Genomic DNA, 18,675 nt, shown 5'->3' with positions numbered 1-18,675 from the left:
CGACGCCGTCTTCGGCAACTACTGTCCAAGTTATGGACAACCCCACCCCGCCCCGCAAACGCGCCTCCGACGCTGAGCGCGACACCGCCGCCAAACACCTCCAAGACGCTTTCGCCGACGGACAGATCTCCATGGCCGAGTTCGACGAACGCTCCCGCGCCCTCTACGCCGCCACCTACGCCGACGAACTTCCCGGCCTGGTGGAGGACCTCTCGCCCGCCAAACGCCCGGACCGGGAAGTTGCCCCATCCCACGCGCTGGTCACAGGCGAAAGCGGCGGTTCCGCATTCACGCTGTCAGTCATGGGCGGGTCCGAACGCACCGGCCAGTGGCTCATGGCGCCGACGCACACCTCCCTCACCCTGATGGGCGGCAACGCACTCGACCTGCGCGAAGCCCGGTTCGCCGCGCACGAAACCACGGTCAACGCCGTGGCGATCATGGGCGGCGTCGACATCATCGTGCCCGACGACGTCCGCGTGATCGACGACGGCATCGGCGTCATGGGTGGCTTCGGGTTGGAGGACCACCCGTCCTGCACCGTCCCCGTCGCGCAGCTGTCTGCCGACGCGCCCGTGATCCGCGTCCGCGGCCTCGCCCTGATGGGCGGCGTGGGCATCACGCGCGCGGCCCGCGGCGCACGGGTGCGGTAGGGCGGGGCGTCGAAAAGCAAAACGCCCGGCCTCCCCTTTCGCGGGGAAGCCGGGCGTTTTTCACGCAGACCTAGCTAAGCCAGAATGCTGGGCCTGGTGTTACAGCTCCTCGAAGCCGAACTCGTCCATCGGGACGGAGGCGCCGGTGAACTCGCCGTAGCCCTCGTCGCCGTAGATGGAGTCGCCGAACGTCGGGATCGAGTACGCCGCGGAGCGTGCCGCCTCGGTCGGCTTGACCTGGATGTTGCGGTAGCGCGAAATACCCGTACCGGCCGGGATCAGCTTGCCGATGATCACGTTCTCCTTCAGGCCGATCAGCTTGTCGGAACGCTTGTTGATCGCGGCGTCCGTGAGCACGCGGGTGGTCTCCTGGAAGGAGGCCGCCGACAGCCAGGACTCCGTGGCCAGCGATGCCTTGGTGATGCCCATGATCTCGGAGCGCATCTCCGCCGGCTCGCCGCCGTCCGCCACAGCTGCGGCGTTGACCTGGCGTGCCTCGGACAGATCCACCAGGGTGCCCGGCAGGAACTCGGTGGAACCCGAGTCGATGACGGTGCCGCGGCGCAGCATCTGGCGGATGATGATCTCGATGTGCTTGTCGTGGATGGACACACCCTGGGTGCGGTACACAGCCTGGACCTCGTCGATCAGGTGCTTTTCCACACCGCGGCGGCCGAGGACCTCGAGCACGTCGTGCGGGTCGGCAGCGCCGCGGAGCAGACGCTCGCCCACCTCGACGTGGTCGCCCTCGCGCAGGCCGCGCTCGATCATGGCCTCCGGGTTGGACTCCATCGGGCGGCGCACCTGGGCCAGGCCCTGGCGCTTGGACAGCTTCTCGTAGACCACCACGTCGGAGCCGTCGTCCGGGTGGATGGTCAGGGTCCAGAAGTTGCCCTCGTCCTCGAGCGAGATGGTGCCCGCCACGGATGCGATCGGGGCACGGTTCTTCGGCACACGGGCCTCGAACAGCTCCTGCACACGCGGCAGACCGCCGGTGATGTCGCCGCCGACGCCGCCCTGGTGGAAGGTACGCATGGTCAGCTGCGTACCCGGCTCACCAATGGACTGCGCAGCCACGATGCCGACAGCCTCGCCGATGTCCACGAGCTGGCCGGACGCCATGGACTTGCCGTAGCACTTGGCGCAGACACCGGTCGGGGTCTGGCAGGTCAGCACGGAACGGACCTTGATCTCGGTGACACCGGCGGCCACGAGCTCGTCGATACGCTCTTCAGTCAGCTCGGTGCCGGCCTCGGCGATGACCTTGTCGTCGGCACCCTTGACGTCGGCAGCCAGGACGCGGCCGGACACGGAGGTCTCGACCAGGTCGTGGCGCGCGAACGAACCGCCGGACTCGACCGCAACCGGAACCTTGACGCCCTGGCGGGTGCCGCAGTCCTCCTCGCGGACGATGACGTCCTGCGCCACGTCCACCAGACGACGGGTGAGGTAGCCGGAGTCCGCGGTACGAAGCGCGGTATCGGCCAGGCCCTTACGGGAACCGTGGGAGTTGTTGAAGTACTCCATCACGGACAGGCCCTCGCGGAAGGAGGTCTTGATCGGGCGGGTGATGTACTCACCACGCGAGTTCACGACCATGCCCTTCATGCCAGCCAGGGTCCAGATCTGGCGCATGTTACCGGCAGCACCGGACTTCACGATCATCGGAATCGGGTTGTCGTCCGGGTACAGGTCCTCCACGGCCTGGCCCACCTTGTTGGTGGCGTCCTGCCACAGCTCGACCAGGCGGTCGTAGCGGTTCTCCTCGGTCAGCGCACCCTTCTCCCAGAACTTGCGCTCGATGGCCTCGGCTTCCTTCTCGTACTGCTCGAGTACCTCGGTCTTGTTCGGGAGGATGAGCACGTCGGCCATGGAGATGGTCACGCCGGAACGCGTCGCCCAGTAGAAGCCGGCGTCCTTCATCTTGTCCAGCACCTGCGCGACGGTGATCATCGGGTACTTCTCAACCATGGACTGGATGATGTCGCCCAGCAGCACCTTGCCGCCGCCACCGCCCTTACGGACCATGGCACCTTCCTGGTACGGGAAGTTGAACGGCAAGAGCTCGTTGAACATGATGCGACCCAGGGTGGTGTCCGTCATCCAAGCCTGACCCTTTTCCCAGCCGTCCGGGAACTGCTCCGCCTCGATCTCCGGGGTCGGACGCAGGTGGTCGATGCGGACCTTGATCGGGGCCTGCAGGCCCAGCACGCCCAGGTCGTAGGCCATGATGGCCTCGCGGTAAGACGAGTAGACGCCGCGGGCCGGACCGTTTTCGTCGGCAGGTGCGTACGCACCCTCGCCGCCGATCTCCTGCGGGCCCTTGAGCATGGTCAGGAAGTACAGGCCGGTGACCATGTCCAGGCGCGGCATCGCCAGCGGCTTGCCGGACGCCGGGGACAGGATGTTGTTCGACGACAGCATGAGCACGCGGGCCTCAGCCTGCGCCTCAGCGGACAGCGGCAGGTGGACTGCCATCTGGTCGCCGTCGAAGTCGGCGTTGAACGCCTCACAGGCCAGCGGGTGCAGCTGGATGGCCTTACCCTCGACCAGCTTCGGCTCGAAGGCCTGGATGCCCAGGCGGTGCAGCGTCGGTGCGCGGTTGAGCAGCACCGGGTGCTCTGAAATCGCCTCTTCCAGCACGTCCCACACCTCGGGGCGCTGGCGCTCCACCATGCGCTTGGCGGACTTGATGTTCTGCGCGTAGTCGTTGTCCACCAGGCGCTTCATCACGAACGGCTTAAACAGCTCGAGCGCCATACGCTTCGGCAGACCGCACTCGTGCAGCTTCAGCTGCGGGCCGACGATAATCACGGAACGGCCGGAGTAGTCCACGCGCTTGCCCAGCAGGTTCTGGCGGAAGCGGCCCTGCTTGCCCTTGAGCAGGTCGGACAGGGACTTCAGCGGGCGGGTGCCCGGGCCGGTGACCGGGCGGCCGCGGCGGCCGTTGTCGAACAGTGCGTCAACGGACTCCTGCAGCATGCGCTTCTCGTTATTCACGATGATCTCGGGCGCACCCAGGTCGATCATGCGCTTCAAACGGTTGTTGCGGTTGATCACGCGGCGGTACAGGTCGTTCAGGTCGGAGGTGGCGAAGCGGCCACCGTCGAGCTGGACCATCGGGCGCAGCTCCGGCGGGATCACCGGGATCGCGTCCAGGATCATGCCGGCCGGGTCGTTGCCGGAGCGCTGGAACGCGGCGACGACACGCAGGCGCTTCAGGGCACGGACTTTCTTCTGGCCCTTGCCCTCGGCGATGATGCCGCGCAGCTCCTCGGCCTCGGCGTCGAGGTCGAAGTTGCGGATCAGGGTCTGGATCGCCTCGGCGCCCATGCCGCCGGTGAAGTAGTCCTCGTAGCGGTCAACGAGCTCCTCGTAGAGATTCTCGTCGATGATCATCTGCTTCGGCGCGAGCTTCTGGAAGGTGGTCCAGATCTCGTCGAGGCGCTCAACCTCGCGCTCACCGGCCTCGCGCAGGTGCTGCATCTCCTTGTCGGCAGCGTTCTGCACCTTCTTGCGGGCAGCGGCGGTCGCGCCGGAAGCCTCGAGCTCTGCGAGGTCTTCCTCCAGCTTCTGCGCGCGGTCCGCGATCTCGGAGTTGGTGTCGTCCTCGACATCCTTCTTCTCCATCAACATCTCCGCCTCGAGGGTGGACATGTCGTTGTGGCGCGCCTCCTCGTCAACGGAGGTGATGATGTTCGCCGCGAAGTAGATGATGCGCTCGAGGTCCTTCGGCGCCAGGTCCAGCAGGTAGCCCAAGCGGGACGGAACGCCCTTGAAGTACCAGATGTGGGTCACCGGAGCGGCCAGCTCGATGTGGCCCATGCGCTCGCGGCGCACCTTGGACTTGGTCACCTCGACGCCGCAGCGCTCGCAGATGATGCCCTTGTAGCGGACGCGCTTGTACTTGCCGCAGGCGCACTCCCAGTCGCGGGTCGGGCCGAAGATGCGCTCGCAGAACAGACCGTCCTTCTCCGGCTTGAGCGTGCGGTAGTTAATGGTTTCGGGCTTCTTCACCTCGCCGTGGGACCAACGGCGGATGTCGTCGGCGGTGGCCAGGCCGATGCGAAGCTCGTCGAAGAGGTTTACGTCAAACACGTAAAAATTCCTTTTCTTCTAGATGTGTGCTGTTCGTTCGTCGTGCCGTCGAAAAGCAAAAGCTTTACGACGGCTACCTGGCGCTTAGGCGGTGTCCGCCGCTGCACCCTCGTCACGGGAAAGGTTGATGCCAAGCGAGGAGCCGGCCTGATCGAACTCGTCGTCGTCGCCGTCGAGCTCCATCGGGGTGCCGTCGGTGGAGAGGACCTCCACGTTCAGGCACAGGGACTGCAGCTCCTTGAGCAGCACCTTGAAGGACTCCGGGATGCCCGGATCTGGGATGTTGTCGCCCTTGACAATCGCCTCGTAGACCTTCACGCGGCCCACCACGTCATCCGACTTGATGGTCAGAAGCTCCTGCAGGGTGTAGGCGGCGCCGTATGCCTGCATCGCCCACACCTCCATCTCGCCGAAGCGCTGGCCGCCGAACTGGGCCTTACCGCCCAGCGGCTGCTGCGTAATCATGGAGTACGGGCCGGTGGAACGGGCGTGGATCTTTTCGTCCACCAGGTGGTGCAGCTTGAGCATGTACATGTAGCCGACGGAAACCGGGTACTTGTACGGCTCGCCGGAACGGCCGTCGAACAGGGTGGTCTTGCCCTCGCCGTCGACCATGACGTCGCCGTCGCGGTTCGGCTTGGAGTTTGCCAAAAGGCCTGCGATCTCGTCGTTGGTGGCGCCGTCGAACACCGGGGTTGCGGTGAGCGAGTCAGCCGGCACGTCGTAGAGGTGCTCCGGCAGGGTCTCGAGCAGCTTGGCGTTCGCCGGGTCGTCCGGGTTGACGGTCCAGCCGGCCTTGGCCAGCCAGCCCAGGTGGATCTCCAGGACCTGGCCGATGTTCATACGGCGCGGCACACCGTGGGTGTTCAGGATGATGTCCACCGGGGTGCCGTCAGCCATGAACGGCATGTCTTCCTGCGGCAGGATCTTGCCCACGACACCCTTGTTGCCGTGGCGGCCGGCCATCTTGTCGCCGTCCTGGATCTTGCGCTTCTGAGCCACGTACACGCGGATCATCTCGTTGACACCCGGGGACAGATCGTCGTCGTCCTCGCGGGAGAAGCGGCGCACAGCAATGACCTTGCCCTGCTCGCCGTGCGGCACCTTCAGGGAGGTGTCGCGAACCTCGCGGGCCTTCTCGCCGAAGATGGCGCGCAGCAGGCGCTCCTCCGGGGTCAGCTCGGTCTCGCCCTTCGGGGTGACCTTGCCAACGAGGATGTCGCCGTCGCGCACGTCCGCGCCGATGCGGATGATGCCACGCTCGTCGAGGTCCTTGAGCACGTCCTCGGAGACGTTCGGGATCTCGCGGGTGATCTCCTCGGCGCCCAGCTTGGTGTCGCGGGCGTCGATCTCGTGCTCCTCAATGTGCACGGAGGTGAGGATGTCCTCCTCCACCACGCGCTGGTTGAGGATGATGGCGTCCTCGTAGTTGTGGCCTTCCCACGGCATGAACGCGACCAGCAGGTTGCGGCCGAGCGCCATCTCGCCGTTCTTGGTGCCCGGGCCGTCTGCGATGACCTGGCCGGCCTCGACGCGGTCGCCCGCGGAGACGATCGGGGTCTGGTTGTAGCAGGTGCCCTGGTTGGTGCGCTCGAAGGTGCGCAGCATGTAGGTGTCGCGGCCGCCCTCATCGTCCATGACGGTGATGAAGTCGCCGGTGACGTTCTCAATCACGCCGGCCTTCTTGGAGATGACGGTGTCGCCAGCGTCGTAGGCGGCGCGCTGCTCCATGCCGGTGGCCACGTAGGCGGACTCGGCGCGCAGCAGCGGCACGGCCTGCTTCTGCATGTTGGCGCCCATCAGCGCGCGGTTCGCGTCGTCGTGCTCCAGGAACGGAATCATCGCGGTTGCGACGGAGACCATCTGGCGCGGGGAGATGTCCAGGTAGTCCACGCCCTGCGGGCCGACGACGCCGATGTCGCCTTCCTTGAGGCGGACCTCGATGCGCTCACCGGTGAGGTTGCCGTCCTTGTCCATCGGGGTGGCCGCCTGCGCGATGGCGTAGCGGTCCTCCTCGTCGGCGGTGAGGTAGTCGATCTGGTCGGTCAGCTTGCCGTCGTTGACCTTCTGGTACGGCGTCTCAATGAAGCCGAACGGGTTGACGCGGGCGTAGGACGCCAGCGCGCCGATCAGGCCGATGTTCGGGCCTTCCGGCGTCTCAATCGGGCACATGCGGCCGTAGTGGGACGGGTGGACGTCTCGCACTTCGATGCCGGCGCGCTCACGCGACAGACCGCCCGGGCCAAGCGCGGACAGGCGGCGCTTGTGGGTCAGGCCGGACAGGGAGTTGTTCTGGTCCATGAACTGCGACAGCTGGGAGGTGCCGAAGAACTCGCGGATCGCGGCGGAGACCGGGCGCACGTTAATCAGGGACGTCGGGGTGATGGACTCCGCGTCCTGGGTGGTCATGCGCTCGCGAACGACGCGCTCCATGCGGGACAGGCCGACGCGGACCTGGTTCTGGATCAGCTCGCCCACGGTGCGCAGGCGACGGTTGCCAAAGTGGTCGATGTCGTCGGTGTTGATCGGGATGATCTCGCCGGCCGGGGAGGTCATCTCGGTCTCGCCGGCGTGCAGGCGCACGAGGTACTCGAGCGTGGTGGCGATGTCCTCTTCGGTCAGCGTCATCAGACCGTCGTGGTCGCCGCCGAGGCCGAGCTTGCGGTTGACCTTGTAGCGGCCCACGCGCGCGAGGTCGTAGCGCTTGGCCTTGAAGAAGGAGTTCTCCAGCAGGGACTGCGCCAGGTCGCGCGTCGGCTGCTCACCCGGGCGCTGCTTGCGGTAGATCTCCAGCAGCGCCTCGTCGGTGTTGGACACACCGTCGTTTTCCAGGGTGGACATCATGATCTCGGAGAAGCCGAAGCGCTCCGTGATCTGCTCGGTGGTCCAGCCCAGGGCCTTCAGCAGCACGGTGACCGGCTGGCGGCGCTTGCGGTCGATGCGCACGCCGACGGTGTCGCGCTTGTCCACGTCGAACTCCAGCCACGCACCGCGCGACGGGATGACCTTCACGGAGTGCAGCGGGCGCTCCGTGGACTTGTCGATGGTCTCGTCGAAGTACACGCCCGGGGAGCGCACCAGCTGCGAGACGACGACACGCTCGGTGCCGTTGACGATGAAGGTGCCCTTGTCCGTCATCAGCGGGAAGTCGCCGATGAACACGGTCTGGGACTTGATCTCCTGCGTGTCGTTGTTAATGAACTCCGCGGTCACGTACAGCGGCGCGGAGTAGTTGATGTCCTTGTCCTTGCACTCGTCGATCGTGTACTTCACGTCTTCGAAGCGCGGCTCGGACAGCGTCAGGCTCATGTTGCCGGAGTAGTCCTCGATCGGGGAGATCTCGTCGAGGATGTCCTCCAGGCCGGACGTGATGCGTGCATCGTCGCCGCGGTTGGCCTGCTCGCGCTCGCGCCACTCTTGCGTGCCGACGAGCCACGCAAAGGATTCGAGCTGCACATCAAGAAGTCCCGGGACGGTGATCGGCTCATTAATCTTCGCGAACGAGTAACGTTCGGGAGCCCCGGGGATATCAGCCATGTTCATGGTCTGGTCTGAGACTGCCAAGTTGGGTCCTTCCAGCACCTCTGGCGGAGGCTCACCGCACCGCGTCTGGCTTCGCGGCCCAGTGGCGTTTCCGCAGGATAAGTTAGCATTCGGTCTGCTTCGGAAGACCCGCCCCCAGAGACAACAAAATCACCTTGTCAAATCGGGTTTTTCCATTCCCGTTGCACAAGGCTCTCTATGCGTACTGGAGACGGCTTCCAGCGCAAAGAACAACCATAGAGTAATCTCCCCCGTTTGTAAAGGCTGCCCGATGCCGTCTGGGCGCCTCGTGCGGTTGCTGCCGGAAGCCTACCACCCGCCAACCGCGCGCGGTCAATCGCGACGCGCCGCACGCCCCGGCCGCAGCGCGCCCGCCAGGCCCGCAAGGGTCAGCGCTGCACCAACCCAAGCCAGCACGCGCCACAGCCCGCGGTCCGCCGCGACGGTCTGCGCGTCAGCAACCTTCTGCACAAGCTTCTCGACGTCGTGCCGGTCCATCACCCCGTCATAGGTGACCACATTCTGCACCCCGCGGCCCTCGGCGTCTGCGTAGAAGTCGTCCACCTTCTCGTCAATGCCCACGACCACACCAGTCTCCTGGTCCACCAGGATCTCGCGGTCGGCGGCGTGGTGCAGGAAAGTGCGCTGCGGCTCGCCGTTTTCGCCCTCGAGCGTGAGCGTGTTTCGCGGGTCCGCGTAGCGCATGGCCACGTTCGTCGGCGCGATGTGCTGGGCGTAGCGGTACACCGTGCGCCCGGCGATCTCTTCCTCGCCGTCAAACTCCGCCGGCGCCGAGCCACGCAGCACCGGGTCGAAGACCTCCACGGTGTCCTGTGTCGCGGGGGCGGGGAAGGTCAACCACGCGCCGTCGATAGGCAATTGCGTTGCGGGCATACCCATGACGAGTTGCGTTTCCGCCGGCCCGGTCGCCGCACCCGTGACGCGATCCACGGCGTACGACCACGTCGATGCCGTGAGCAGGTCGTTGAAGTCCGAGCCCGACTCCCCCGCCCGCAGCGTGTCGCCCACGCGCACGCTCGCCGTGTCGGAATCGGACGGCTCCTGGATTTCCATGTGCAGCTGGCGCGTCACCGGCGCCGCCTCGCCGTCGCGGGTGCCGTTCGGGTCCGTGATGGTCCACGTGGCCTCCCCCAGCGCCAACGGCAGGCGATTGCCGGAAAGCAGCACGTTCGGCGCCAACAGCCCCGCCACCACCAGCGCAGCACCGACGCCGGCGAGCAACACGGAAAGAATGCGGGAAGTGGGCAGCATGGTGGGTTACTCTACCGCACCTCAAACACGCGAAACCCCCGCCCGCCGGAGTGGATACCGGCGACGGGGGTGTCGTCGTCAAGCAAAAAGCTCTTACTTAAGGGTGACCTTTGCGCCAGCCTCTTCGAGCTTGGTCTTGGCAGCCTCGGCGTCGTCCTTGTTGGCGCCCTCGAGGATTGCCTTCGGAGCACCCTCGACCATTTCCTTGGCGTCCTTCAGGCCCAGGCCCGGAACCAGCTCGCGGACAACCTTGATCACGCCGATCTTCTTGTCGCCAGCGTCCTCGAGAACGACGTCGAACTCGTCCTTCTCCTCAGCGGCAGCCTCGCCGCCAGCGGCCGGAGCGCCTGCAGCTGCAACAGCAACCGGAGCGGCTGCGGTCACGTCGAAGACCTCCTCGAACTCCTTCAGGAACTCGGAGAGCTCGATGAGGGTCATTTCCTTGAACTGCTCGATGAGCTCGTCCTTGGTGAGCTTAGCCATTGTGGCTTCCTTTCTGTTGTTGGGCGTTTACAGCCCGGATGTAAAAGAGTGTTTATGCGGCTTCCTGCTTGTCCTGCAGTGCAGCGACAAGGCGGGCCGTCTTGGATGCCGGAGCCTGGAACAGGCCGGCTGCCTTTGCCAGAGAGCCCTCGAATGCGCCAGCAAGCTTGGCAAGGGTGGTCTCGCGGTTGTCCATCTCGGCCAGAGCGTCGACCTGGGAAGCGTCCAGGACGTTGCCGTCCATGTAGCCGCCCTTGATCACGAACGCGTCGTGGTCCTTGTTGAACTTCTTCATCACCTTCGCAGCGTCGACAGCAGCGTCGCCCTTGATGAACGCGACGGCGGTCGGGCCGGTGAGAAGATCATCGAGACCCTCAATACCCTGCTCGTTTGCAGCGATCTTGATGAGGGTGTTCTTGGCGACGTGGTACTCGACATCGAAGCCCATATCGCCGCGCAGCTGCTGCAGCTGGCCGACGGTCAGGCCACGGTACTCAGTCAGCACGAGGGAATCCGCCTCAGCGAACTTCTCCTTCAGAACTGCAAGTTCCGCAGTGTTCTTCGGGTTTGCCATGACACACGCCTCCTTCCGATAACTTCATGTTGTTCAATCCGCCCGGAGCATCTTGCCTATCGACGTTCGCTTCGCGCGAAGCTGACGCGTATCAAGCAAAAATGCCCCGTGCAGAAGCACGAGGCATACGTTGGCGTGTGCCGCGTTTCTCCTGCGTGGGTCGGCCCCGTAAGTGGAGCGCCTTCGACTCCCTCACGAGAGTGACCGACGGTCTTCGGTGAAACTTGAGCTCGACCTTTGCGGCCGTTCAAACTTCGGTAGGGAATGCTAGCGGGTGGGCGCGGGTTTGACCAAATCGCGGTTACGCGGGCTGACGGTTTTGGCGGCGGTTCTCCAGGATCTCGCCGAGCCTAGAGCCGTAGCGCGCCCAAATCGCGCCCTCTTCCGGAGTGAAACCGAGGTACTCGTCGAGGGTGAGATCCTCACTTCCGGGGGCGGATTCGTGCCAGGCCGTCACCCAGTCGTCGATGTCGCCCGGCTGCGCGGTGCCTTCCAGGCAGCGTTCCACAAACGTCTTAAACATCGATCCTCCTCCCTCGTTTGGCTTCTCCAATTTTTTCTCCGGTGATCGCGTCAAATACGCCGAGATGTATCCCCCGCAGGTTATAGCCCTCAATGTGGCCGTGTAAAGGGTCATACTCAAAGAGACGCTTTTCTTTGAGATCACGCCACCTGGGCGGACCGCTTCTACTCAGCCGCTCCAGTTTGTCCAAGAATCCCGGCCTCGGCCGCGGAATATAGCTCGCCATAGTTCCCTCCCCACCCGTTAGACGTTGTGGAGAGAGTTCCGGTTCCCTTGCTTTACGACGTGCTCCGCTCCACCTTCCGCAGCAATCTCGCCGCCGCGACGAACAGGACGCAACCGCCGATCAGCGCCATAACGCCCACGCCGATGGCGAGGCCCGCCCAGAATCCTCCCGCGGTCGGCGACGTGTCCGCCGCCTGGCCGTCTGGCTGCGCGCCGGCTGCGTCGAGCGACGAGTGGATCCCGGTGCCGCTTCCGCCGGCGGGGTTGCGCGACGGGGCGTAATCGTCCGGCGAGGCTGGGGCCTCAGACGTCGCGGGGCTGCTGGTGGCCTTCGCGGGCTTGGAGTCTTCCCGGGAGTCGGCGCTGGTCTTGCTTTTACTGGTCTGCTGGTTGCTGGGCTTGCCTGAGGAGTTGCTGGCTCGGCTGCGTTCCGGCGTGCGCTGCACCTGTGCCGCCGGTTTCGCGGAGGCTGGCTCCGCTGCACGCGCGGGCGCAGCCTGGGCGGGTGCCGGTTGCTGGGCGTGAGCGGCCTGGGCCAGCGCCGCCGGGGTTGCCAGCGTCGAAACAGCCCCTGAACCGCCTTTGCCACCGTCGTTGGTCTTGCGCGCGAGCGGCGCGAGCGTGTCGCCCGCCTTCTTAATCTCCTTTTCCAGCGAGCGGATGCCTTCCGCGAGCGCGCCCGGCAGCGTGAGCTTGCCCTTGCCGGCACCGGCCCCGGAAGCGCCTGCGTCGCCGAGGCGGCCGTCGCGTGCGGCGGCGACGGCCTCGTCGCCCACGGCGAAGGTGGCCACCAGGTCCTCGGAGAAGTCCTCGCCGGAGGCGGACGTGCCGGCGAAGGTGAACGTGGCGGTGTACACGCCGGGTTCGGTGAACCCGAAGCCTTGGTGGTCGTGCGCGTTGACCGGGTACTCAAGTTGCTTGGAGGCGTCGCCGGAGTCCAGCTCCACGCGCAAACCCCGCAGGTCCTCGTGCCAGGTGTAGATGCGACCGGGCCCGGACACGTCGCGCATGGACACTGTGACCTTCGAACCTTGCGACAGCGCGTCGGCACCCACCCGGGTGGTGGAAAAGCCCAGCCAAGGCAGGTTCTTCTCCTGCGCCTGCGGCAGGATCCACATCTCCTCAGGCGGCTCCGGGAAGCTCTCGCGCGCACCTTCCGGCAGCGTCTTTCGGGCCGCGTCTGGCACGGCGAAAATGAAGCTGCCGGATTCGCGTTTGGCCTGGTTGTGGGGGTCGGAGTCGTCGATAAGCATTGCGCCTATCGACGACCCTTCGGCCGCCAACGCCATATCCATATGCCCGGCCTCGATGAGCTTGCGCCGGTCCTCGGCCGCGGCGGAACCGGTGCTCGTCGGCGTTGGCGCGGTCGTGGACGTGGGCCGCGACGTGGACTGCGACGTGGTCGACGACGTGGGGCGCGGCGCGGGCTTCGGCGACGGCTTCGCGCTCGTCGTCGGGCTGGCGGCGGTGGTTTCCTCCGTGGTGTTGGGGGTGCGCAAGTCGGTGGTGGTGCCCTCGGGGAGGCCGACGGTGGCGTCGTCGCCGACGAGCCAGTACTGGGTCACCGGCTCGGAGCGCTCCACCCCGCCGCCTTTGAGCTCGGCGCGGCCCTGCCAGGTCATCTCGTAGATGCCTGGTTCGGAAAATGTCCAGGTGAAGTGGCCGTGGCCGCCGACGTCGTAGGTGATGGTGCGCATGTCCTCGTCTGCGGAGCTAAACAGCCGCTCCGGGTCACCCACGCGCGAGGAGAAAAACACGTTGACGTCGCCGGGGCCGTCCATCTCCACCAGGTCGAAGTGCATGACGTCGTCGACGAAGTTGTCCGGGATCTCGCCCGCCTCGTGCGCGGGGTCGAAGGCGCCCAGGCCAGACCAGATGGGCCGCCAGCTGTCGGTCCAGTCCGCGGACTGCGGCGCGGCCCACACGGTGCTGCCGGGCTCGCCGAGGAAGTCCAAGGAGCCGTCCTCAGGCACGGTCAAGGTGGACACGTCGTTGCCGTCGGCATCCGCGTCCGGGGCGAGGCGGAAGCAAACCTTTTCTTGGTCGGTGACCTGCTGGCCGTCCACCGCCATCACGGTGAGCTTGTCGTTTTTGTAGGTGCCGTAGAGCGCGTCGTTGTGGGAGTGGTAGAGCAGTTTGCGCCCGGCGCACGGGTGGTCGATCTTCCCCAGTTCCACGCTGTGTCCCGGGTCGCCGGGGTTGTGCTCCGCGGCCTGCGCAAGCGGCGCGGCCGCGAACGTGAGTACCGCTACGGCTGCTGCTGCAACGAATCGCTTCACCGTTTCACCCCCTGCAGCCAGCCGGCCAGCGCACCACGCTTCGGGGCGAACAGCCAGCTCAGCGCGAAGATGGCGGTCACGGCCAAAACGATGGTCGCGCCCGTAGGCGAGTCGTAGGACCACGCCAGCCACACCCCCATCACGCTGCCGGCCACGCCGAACGCGGCGGCGATGCACATCATCGCGCCCAGCTTGTCCGTGAACAGGCGCGCCGCGGCGGCCGGGGTGATCAGCAGCGCCACCACCAGGATGTTGCCCACCGTCTGCACCGCCAGCACCACTGCAAAAGTCACGCACAGGTACAGCGCCAGATCCAGCGCGGCGACCGGCAGGTTCATCGCGCGGGCGGTCTCCCGGTCCAGTGCCACCGCTGTGAGCCACGGGCGAAGCGCCACCACCACGGCCACGATCAGCGCGCCGGCGGCGGCGTGGATGGCTAGTGTGGCGGAGCTGACGCCCGTCAGCGAGCCGAACAGGAACGAGCTGACGGAGGCGGTGTAGCCCTCCGCCCGGGAGATCACCACCAGGCCGAAGGCGAACGCGGCGGTGAACACGATGCCGATCACGGAGTCCTCTTTAATGGTGCGCCGCTGAGACATCACGGCGATCAGCACCGCGACGATCGCGCCGGCCACCGCCCCACCCAGCAGCACGGAGACCTGCCAGGCAAACGCCACCGCGATGCCGGGGAATACGGCGTGCGCCACCGCGTCGCCGATAAAGGCCATGCCGCGCAGCACCACAAAACAGCCCACCACCGCGCACAGCACCGCCGCGATCACCGCGGCCGCCAGCGCGCGCGGCAGAAACGCCAGCTGGGGGTTGGCCATGTCGGCCAGGAATTGCACAAACGAAATCTCAGGCACGGGCAGCCTCCAAATGCGCTCGCACGCCGCGCAGCCACGGTGAATCCTCGTCGACAGAGAAGGTGCGGGTCCACGGGGCGTCGTCGTTAAGTTCATGCGTCGCGGCATCAGCGACAACGCCGCGGTTGAACAGCACCAAGCGGTCGCAGGAATCGATGGCCTCGGCGATGTTGTGGGTGGACATGACAACGCCGAGCCCCCGGTCCACCAGGCGGCGGAACAGCCGCAGCAGATGCTCGGTGGTGGGGATGTCCAGGCCGGTAAACGGTTCGTCGAGAAGCAGCATGCCCGGTCGCCGCACCAGGGCGCGCGCGATGAGCACACGCTGGCGCTGGCCGCCGGACAGGTCGTGGATTGGGCGCGCGGCCAGGTCGGTCAGATTGACCATCGCCAAAGCTCGCTCGGCGGCGCGGTGCTCGCGCTCGCCAGCGCGTTGCCACCACGGGCGCTGGCCCAGGGTGGCGTTGAGCGTGGCGTCATAGACGTCGATGGGGAAATCCCAGGCCACGTTGTGCGCCTGCGGCACGTACCCCACCACCTTGCGCACCGGACGCCTGCCAGCGGAGACCGTCCCGGCGTCCGCGGGGATAAGGCCTAGCACCGCACGCATGAGGGTGGTCTTGCCCGCGCCGTTGGGCCCGAGCAGGCCGACGAACTCGCCGCCGCGCAGCGTGAGGTCCACCCCGTGGAACACGTCGCGGCCCGGATACGACACCGCCAGGTCGCGCACCTCAATCCTTCTCATCGGCGGCCCCGCACAACAAACAGCGCAATCAAGGCGAGAAGCAGCACGCCCGCGCCCGCCAACAGCCCGGTTTTTAGGCCGTTGTTCTGCTGCTCCGCGCCGGCCTGCCCCTCAGCCCGGAATTCGCCGAACGTCGCATCCGCCGCCTCCGCCGGGTCAACACCCACGGCGATGCGCACGACCTGCTCGTCGGTGTGCACGGTGCCGTCTTGGTCCTCCACCGTCGCGCGCACACCCACCAGGTGGGCGCCCGGCTCGGTGAACACCCAGTTGGCGTGGGTGTGCGTGTTCGGCTCCACCCACATCGACTGCGTGCCGGGCTCCTGCTCGTTCCACAGCTGCTGCGGCTCGTGGAACCCGCCGGGCTGGACAAACAGGGAGAACTGGCCCGGGCCCTCGTGTCCGCCGAACTCCAGGCTCATCCCGTTGGCGGAGCGTTCCAGAAGCGATGGCGCCTGCGAGTTCCACCCCAGCCACGGCACGCCGGCGACCTCGGTCTGCGGGATCACCCACACCTCGGCCCCCGGCTTCGCGCCGGTGAACGCGAACTGGTCGGTCTCCGGCAGGGTCTGCTTCGCGCCGTCGCCGACGGCGAAGACCACGTCCTCGAGGTGGCGCCACACGGGCGTGTCCTGCGTGTCGTCGCGCACCAGGAACTGCATTTTGCCGTCAGCGAAGACGGGGCCCAGGTCCGCGTGGCCGGCGTCGATAACGGCGCGCTCGCCCAGCGGGGCGACCTGCTCGTCGGCGCCGACGACCTGCTGCAACGCCGGGTCGTTGTCCGGCACCTGGGCGGCAGCGACGGGTGCGGCCGCGATCATTGCGGCGGTGATAATGGCGGGAATCTTCATGGTTGTCCTTTCAAACATTTGCTTATCGACGCCCCATTGGCCCGCACCAGATCCACATACGTCTGCGCAGGCCCCTCCCCCGGCGGGTCCAAGGTGTCGCCCCAGATCGGGCACACCTCACCCCCGTGCGAGGCAGCGGTTTCGTTCAAAACGGGCGTTTCGTCTTCCTGGCCGTGTTCGACGAACACCGCTGGCACGCCCAAGTTCTCCAGCGTGCGCGACAACGCCATCAGGTCGCGCGGGCTCGGCTCCACGCGCGGATTCGGAGTGACAAACCCGGCCACACGCAGCCCGTACGCGCGCGCCAGATACGCGTAGCCGTGGTGGGTGGTGACCAGGTTGCGGTTGGTCTCCGGGACCTGCTCGATCTGCTCGCGCACCTCCTGCGCCACCTGCTTGAGCTGGGCGCGATAGCGCTCCGCGTTGTCGGCGTACGTGCTGGCGTGGCGCGGGTCGGCCGCGGACAGCTCGTCGCGCACCACCTGCACCACCGCATCCATCGCGGCCGGGTCGTGCCAGATGTGCGGATCCAGCTCGCCGTGGACGTGGCGGCCCAGCACCGCCTGCGGCAGCAGGTACGTCTCCTCGCCCGGGTCGCCCAGGAAGCGGAATTCGCGCTGCGGCGGGATCGGCTGCAGCGTCTTCGACGGCACCACGACCACCGTGCCCGCGGGGTCCAGGTCGCCCTCGTCGTCCGTGCGCAGGGTCAGCTGCGTGTTGCCGTTGTCGGCGACCGTGGCGATGTCCACGTGCCCGCGCTCCACCGCATGCTTGCCCGGGGCGGCCTGGGCCGGGTCCTGCCCCACCACGAGGGTGACCGTCTGCTCCGTCTGACTGCGCACCGGCGCGTCCACCGCGTCGCGCACTGAGGCGCGAAGCTTCAGTTCGTACACGCCGGGGGCGGAAAAAGCCCAGCTGACGTGGGTGTGCGCGTCCACTGGCAGCGTGGTGGCGCCACCCGTGGAGTCAAACAGCAGCTCCGGGGTGCCAAAGGTGCCGAGGATGAAGGCGGAGGCGGTGCCGGGGCCGGAGGCGTCGACAAGCTCAAGCTCCGCCACCGCCGTGCGCGGCAGATCCGCCGCAAACCGCAACCCCAGCCACACCGTGTCCAGGCTCGCGTCCTCCACCAGCGGAATCGGCGCGTAGCCGAAGCGCTGCGTCTGCTCCGCCAGCGCCACCACCCGAGCCTGCGGGCGCGCCGTCGCATCAATCGTGCGGGTCAGCGCCTGCGGCTCCAACAACAACCCGTTGGTAAACACCGCGTCCGCGTACGCGATATCGCGCGTGTTGTGCAGCGTCGGCTCGTACGAGTGCGGGTCGGCACCGCGGCGCATCAGCGTCTTAACCTCGGCGTTATCGCCGGCGACGTTGCGCACAACGTCCGCAAGAATGCTTGTCGACGCCACCACGTTCAGCCCCTCCTCCGCCGGAGCCTGCGCGCACCCCGCGAGCCCGGCAGCGAGCGCGCACGCGGCAAGCGCCCGCGCACGCGTCACCGCTTCGCCCCCGCGAGCAGCTTGCGGCGCAACGCCGTGTCCAGACAGCACATCGCCGCGCCAAACACCGCCACGCCGAGGCCGAGGACCGCGAACGGGACAGTCATCACCGTCGTACCGGTCTCCGCGAGAGCGTCAGGGCGCTGCTCGGGCTCCGGTTGGGGCTGAGCTTCGGCCGGGGCCGGCTTGGCTTCTTGCTTCGGGGCTTGCTTTGGAGCCTGCTTCGGGGCCGAGCTTGTCGACGCCTTGCTCGCCGGCGCCGCAGGTGCTGCGGGTGCGGCTGACGTTGCGCTCGCCTCAGAAGTTGTCGCCTGCGCCGGTGCTGCGGGCGCCGCTTCACCGTCGCCGACAACCCAGGTGTATGTGGCCTCGTTCGAGCTCGAGCCGCCGCCCTCCGCCACAACGCGCATCTGGTAGGTGCCGGGCGCGGTGAACAGCCAGTTCGCGTGCACGTGCGCCGGCTCTTCCTGGGCGATGACCGCACCGGATTCCAAACGCGTCGCACCGCCCTCAAGCACCGCATCCAGCGAGCCGAAGCTGCCCGTCTGGAACAGGTACACCTCGCCGGGGCCGGTGACCTCGACGAACTCCAGGTCAATCGCGCCGACATCGCGCGCGCCCTGCGTGTCCCAACCCGGCCAAATCAGATCCGAGCGCTGCGTCTGCGGCAGCAGGTATCCGGCCTTGCCGATCTCCGGGACCTCGGCGGTGCGATCGGTGTACGCATCCTTGCCGACGACTAACTCCACGTCTTCCGGTGCCCTCCGCACGTGGGTGCCGGTGGCGTCCTCCTTCAGGTCCAGGGTGAGCTCGCCGCCGTCCGCGGTGACGTTGAACGCGTCGATGTGGCCGCGATCCAGGCGTTCAACCTGTGCGCTTGCTGGGGTGACGCCAAGCAACGCGAGTAGAAACACCGCCAAGCTAATGAAAACTTTTTTCAACACTTAATGGAGATTAGTTTCAATAGCGTTTGGCGCGGGAACGCTACCCCCATCACGGGGAAAACGCAAGGGTCTTCCCCGGCTGTGGACAACTTTGGGGCTGGTGTGGCGAGTTGTCCACAGATT

General features: G+C 66.7%; 14 protein-coding genes. 1 reads left to right on the top strand and 13 read right to left on the bottom strand.

Going from position 1 to position 18,675, the window contains the following annotated elements; genetic code table 11:
* Nucleotides 1–32: 32 nt before the first annotated feature.
* Nucleotides 33–653, top strand: coding sequence for a DUF1707 SHOCT-like domain-containing protein (locus H0193_RS09920; protein ID WP_181889778.1), 621 nt, complete (start codon nt 33–35; stop codon nt 651–653).
* Nucleotides 654–752: 99 nt separating this feature from the next.
* Here the strand turns inward: H0193_RS09920 and H0193_RS09915 are convergent, their stop codons facing one another.
* The 13 genes from H0193_RS09915 to H0193_RS09855 form a co-directional block, all read right to left on the bottom strand.
* Nucleotides 753–4,751, bottom strand: coding sequence for a DNA-directed RNA polymerase subunit beta' (locus tag H0193_RS09915; RefSeq protein ID WP_181889777.1), 3,999 nt, complete (start codon nt 4,749–4,751; stop codon nt 753–755).
* 84 nt (nt 4,752–4,835) lie between these two features.
* The gene (rpoB, locus tag H0193_RS09910; RefSeq protein ID WP_181889776.1) at nt 4,836–8,333 is read right to left on the bottom strand and encodes a DNA-directed RNA polymerase subunit beta; all 3,498 of its coding nucleotides are present in this window, start codon (nt 8,331–8,333) and stop codon (nt 4,836–4,838) included.
* Between the two features lie 294 nt (nt 8,334–8,627).
* Entirely contained in the window at nt 8,628–9,566 is a 939-nt protein-coding gene (gene pgfA / locus H0193_RS09905; protein ID WP_181889775.1) for a cell envelope lipid trafficking protein PgfA, read from the bottom strand.
* A 93-nt stretch (nt 9,567–9,659) separates the two neighbouring features.
* On the bottom strand, nt 9,660–10,049 hold the full coding sequence (gene rplL / locus H0193_RS09900; RefSeq protein WP_181889774.1) for a 50S ribosomal protein L7/L12: 390 nt from the start codon (nt 10,047–10,049) through the stop codon (nt 9,660–9,662).
* A gap of 52 nt (nt 10,050–10,101) precedes the next feature.
* Nucleotides 10,102–10,623: a 50S ribosomal protein L10 gene (rplJ, locus tag H0193_RS09895; RefSeq protein ID WP_181889773.1), complete on the bottom strand. Its 522-nt coding sequence runs from the start codon at nt 10,621–10,623 to the stop codon at nt 10,102–10,104.
* Nucleotides 10,624–10,924: 301 nt separating this feature from the next.
* Complete coding sequence (locus H0193_RS09890) at nt 10,925–11,146, bottom strand: hypothetical protein (protein WP_181889772.1); 222 nt, start codon at nt 11,144–11,146, stop codon at nt 10,925–10,927.
* Nucleotides 11,139–11,372, bottom strand: coding sequence for a colicin E3/pyocin S6 family cytotoxin (locus tag H0193_RS12600; RefSeq protein ID WP_181889771.1), 234 nt, complete (start codon nt 11,370–11,372; stop codon nt 11,139–11,141). The genes H0193_RS09890 and H0193_RS12600 overlap by 8 nt, the downstream gene beginning before the upstream one ends.
* 52 nt (nt 11,373–11,424) lie before the next feature.
* On the bottom strand, nt 11,425–13,650 hold the full coding sequence (locus H0193_RS09880; RefSeq protein ID WP_181889770.1) for a choice-of-anchor M domain-containing protein: 2,226 nt from the start codon (nt 13,648–13,650) through the stop codon (nt 11,425–11,427).
* Nucleotides 13,647–14,480, bottom strand: coding sequence for an anchored repeat-type ABC transporter permease subunit (locus H0193_RS09875; protein WP_236883605.1), 834 nt, complete (start codon nt 14,478–14,480; stop codon nt 13,647–13,649). The genes H0193_RS09880 and H0193_RS09875 overlap by 4 nt, the downstream gene beginning before the upstream one ends.
* A 28-nt stretch (nt 14,481–14,508) precedes the next feature.
* Entirely contained in the window at nt 14,509–15,261 is a 753-nt protein-coding gene (locus tag H0193_RS09870) for an anchored repeat-type ABC transporter ATP-binding subunit (RefSeq protein ID WP_181889768.1), read from the bottom strand.
* Complete coding sequence (locus tag H0193_RS09865) at nt 15,258–16,112, bottom strand: choice-of-anchor M domain-containing protein (protein WP_236883580.1); 855 nt, start codon at nt 16,110–16,112, stop codon at nt 15,258–15,260. Before H0193_RS09865 ends, H0193_RS09870 begins: the two co-directional genes overlap by 4 nt.
* Nucleotides 16,109–17,608 carry an anchored repeat ABC transporter, substrate-binding protein gene (locus H0193_RS09860; protein ID WP_181889766.1) on the bottom strand — a complete coding sequence of 500 codons (1,500 nt, stop codon included), beginning with the start codon at nt 17,606–17,608 and terminating at the stop codon, nt 16,109–16,111. The genes H0193_RS09865 and H0193_RS09860 overlap by 4 nt, the downstream gene beginning before the upstream one ends.
* A complete protein-coding gene (locus H0193_RS09855) occupies nt 17,605–18,549 on the bottom strand; it encodes a choice-of-anchor M domain-containing protein (RefSeq protein WP_181890046.1) in 945 nt (314 codons plus the stop codon). Before H0193_RS09855 ends, H0193_RS09860 begins: the two co-directional genes overlap by 4 nt.
* Nucleotides 18,550–18,675 lie beyond the last annotated feature (126 nt).

Source organism: Corynebacterium haematomassiliense (genome assembly GCF_013978595.1).
Lineage (GTDB): Bacteria > Actinomycetota > Actinomycetes > Mycobacteriales > Mycobacteriaceae > Corynebacterium > Corynebacterium lehmanniae.
This window is presented reverse-complemented; position numbering and strand designations above follow the sequence as displayed.

Coding starts and splice junctions, on each gene's coding strand:
- H0193_RS12600 (WP_181889771.1), bottom strand. CDS start 11,372: ATGGCGAGCTATATTCCGCGGCCGAGGCCGGGATTCTTGGACAAACTG.
- H0193_RS09920 (WP_181889778.1), top strand. CDS start 33: ATGGACAACCCCACCCCGCCCCGCAAACGCGCCTCCGACGCTGAGCGC.
- rplJ (WP_181889773.1), bottom strand. CDS start 10,623: ATGGCAAACCCGAAGAACACTGCGGAACTTGCAGTTCTGAAGGAGAAG.
- H0193_RS09890 (WP_181889772.1), bottom strand. CDS start 11,146: ATGTTTAAGACGTTTGTGGAACGCTGCCTGGAAGGCACCGCGCAGCCG.
- rplL (WP_181889774.1), bottom strand. CDS start 10,049: ATGGCTAAGCTCACCAAGGACGAGCTCATCGAGCAGTTCAAGGAAATG.
- H0193_RS09865 (WP_236883580.1), bottom strand. CDS start 16,112: ATGAAGATTCCCGCCATTATCACCGCCGCAATGATCGCGGCCGCACCC.
- pgfA (WP_181889775.1), bottom strand. CDS start 9,566: ATGCTGCCCACTTCCCGCATTCTTTCCGTGTTGCTCGCCGGCGTCGGT.
- H0193_RS09870 (WP_181889768.1), bottom strand. CDS start 15,261: ATGAGAAGGATTGAGGTGCGCGACCTGGCGGTGTCGTATCCGGGCCGC.
- H0193_RS09875 (WP_236883605.1), bottom strand. CDS start 14,480: ATGGCCAACCCCCAGCTGGCGTTTCTGCCGCGCGCGCTGGCGGCCGCG.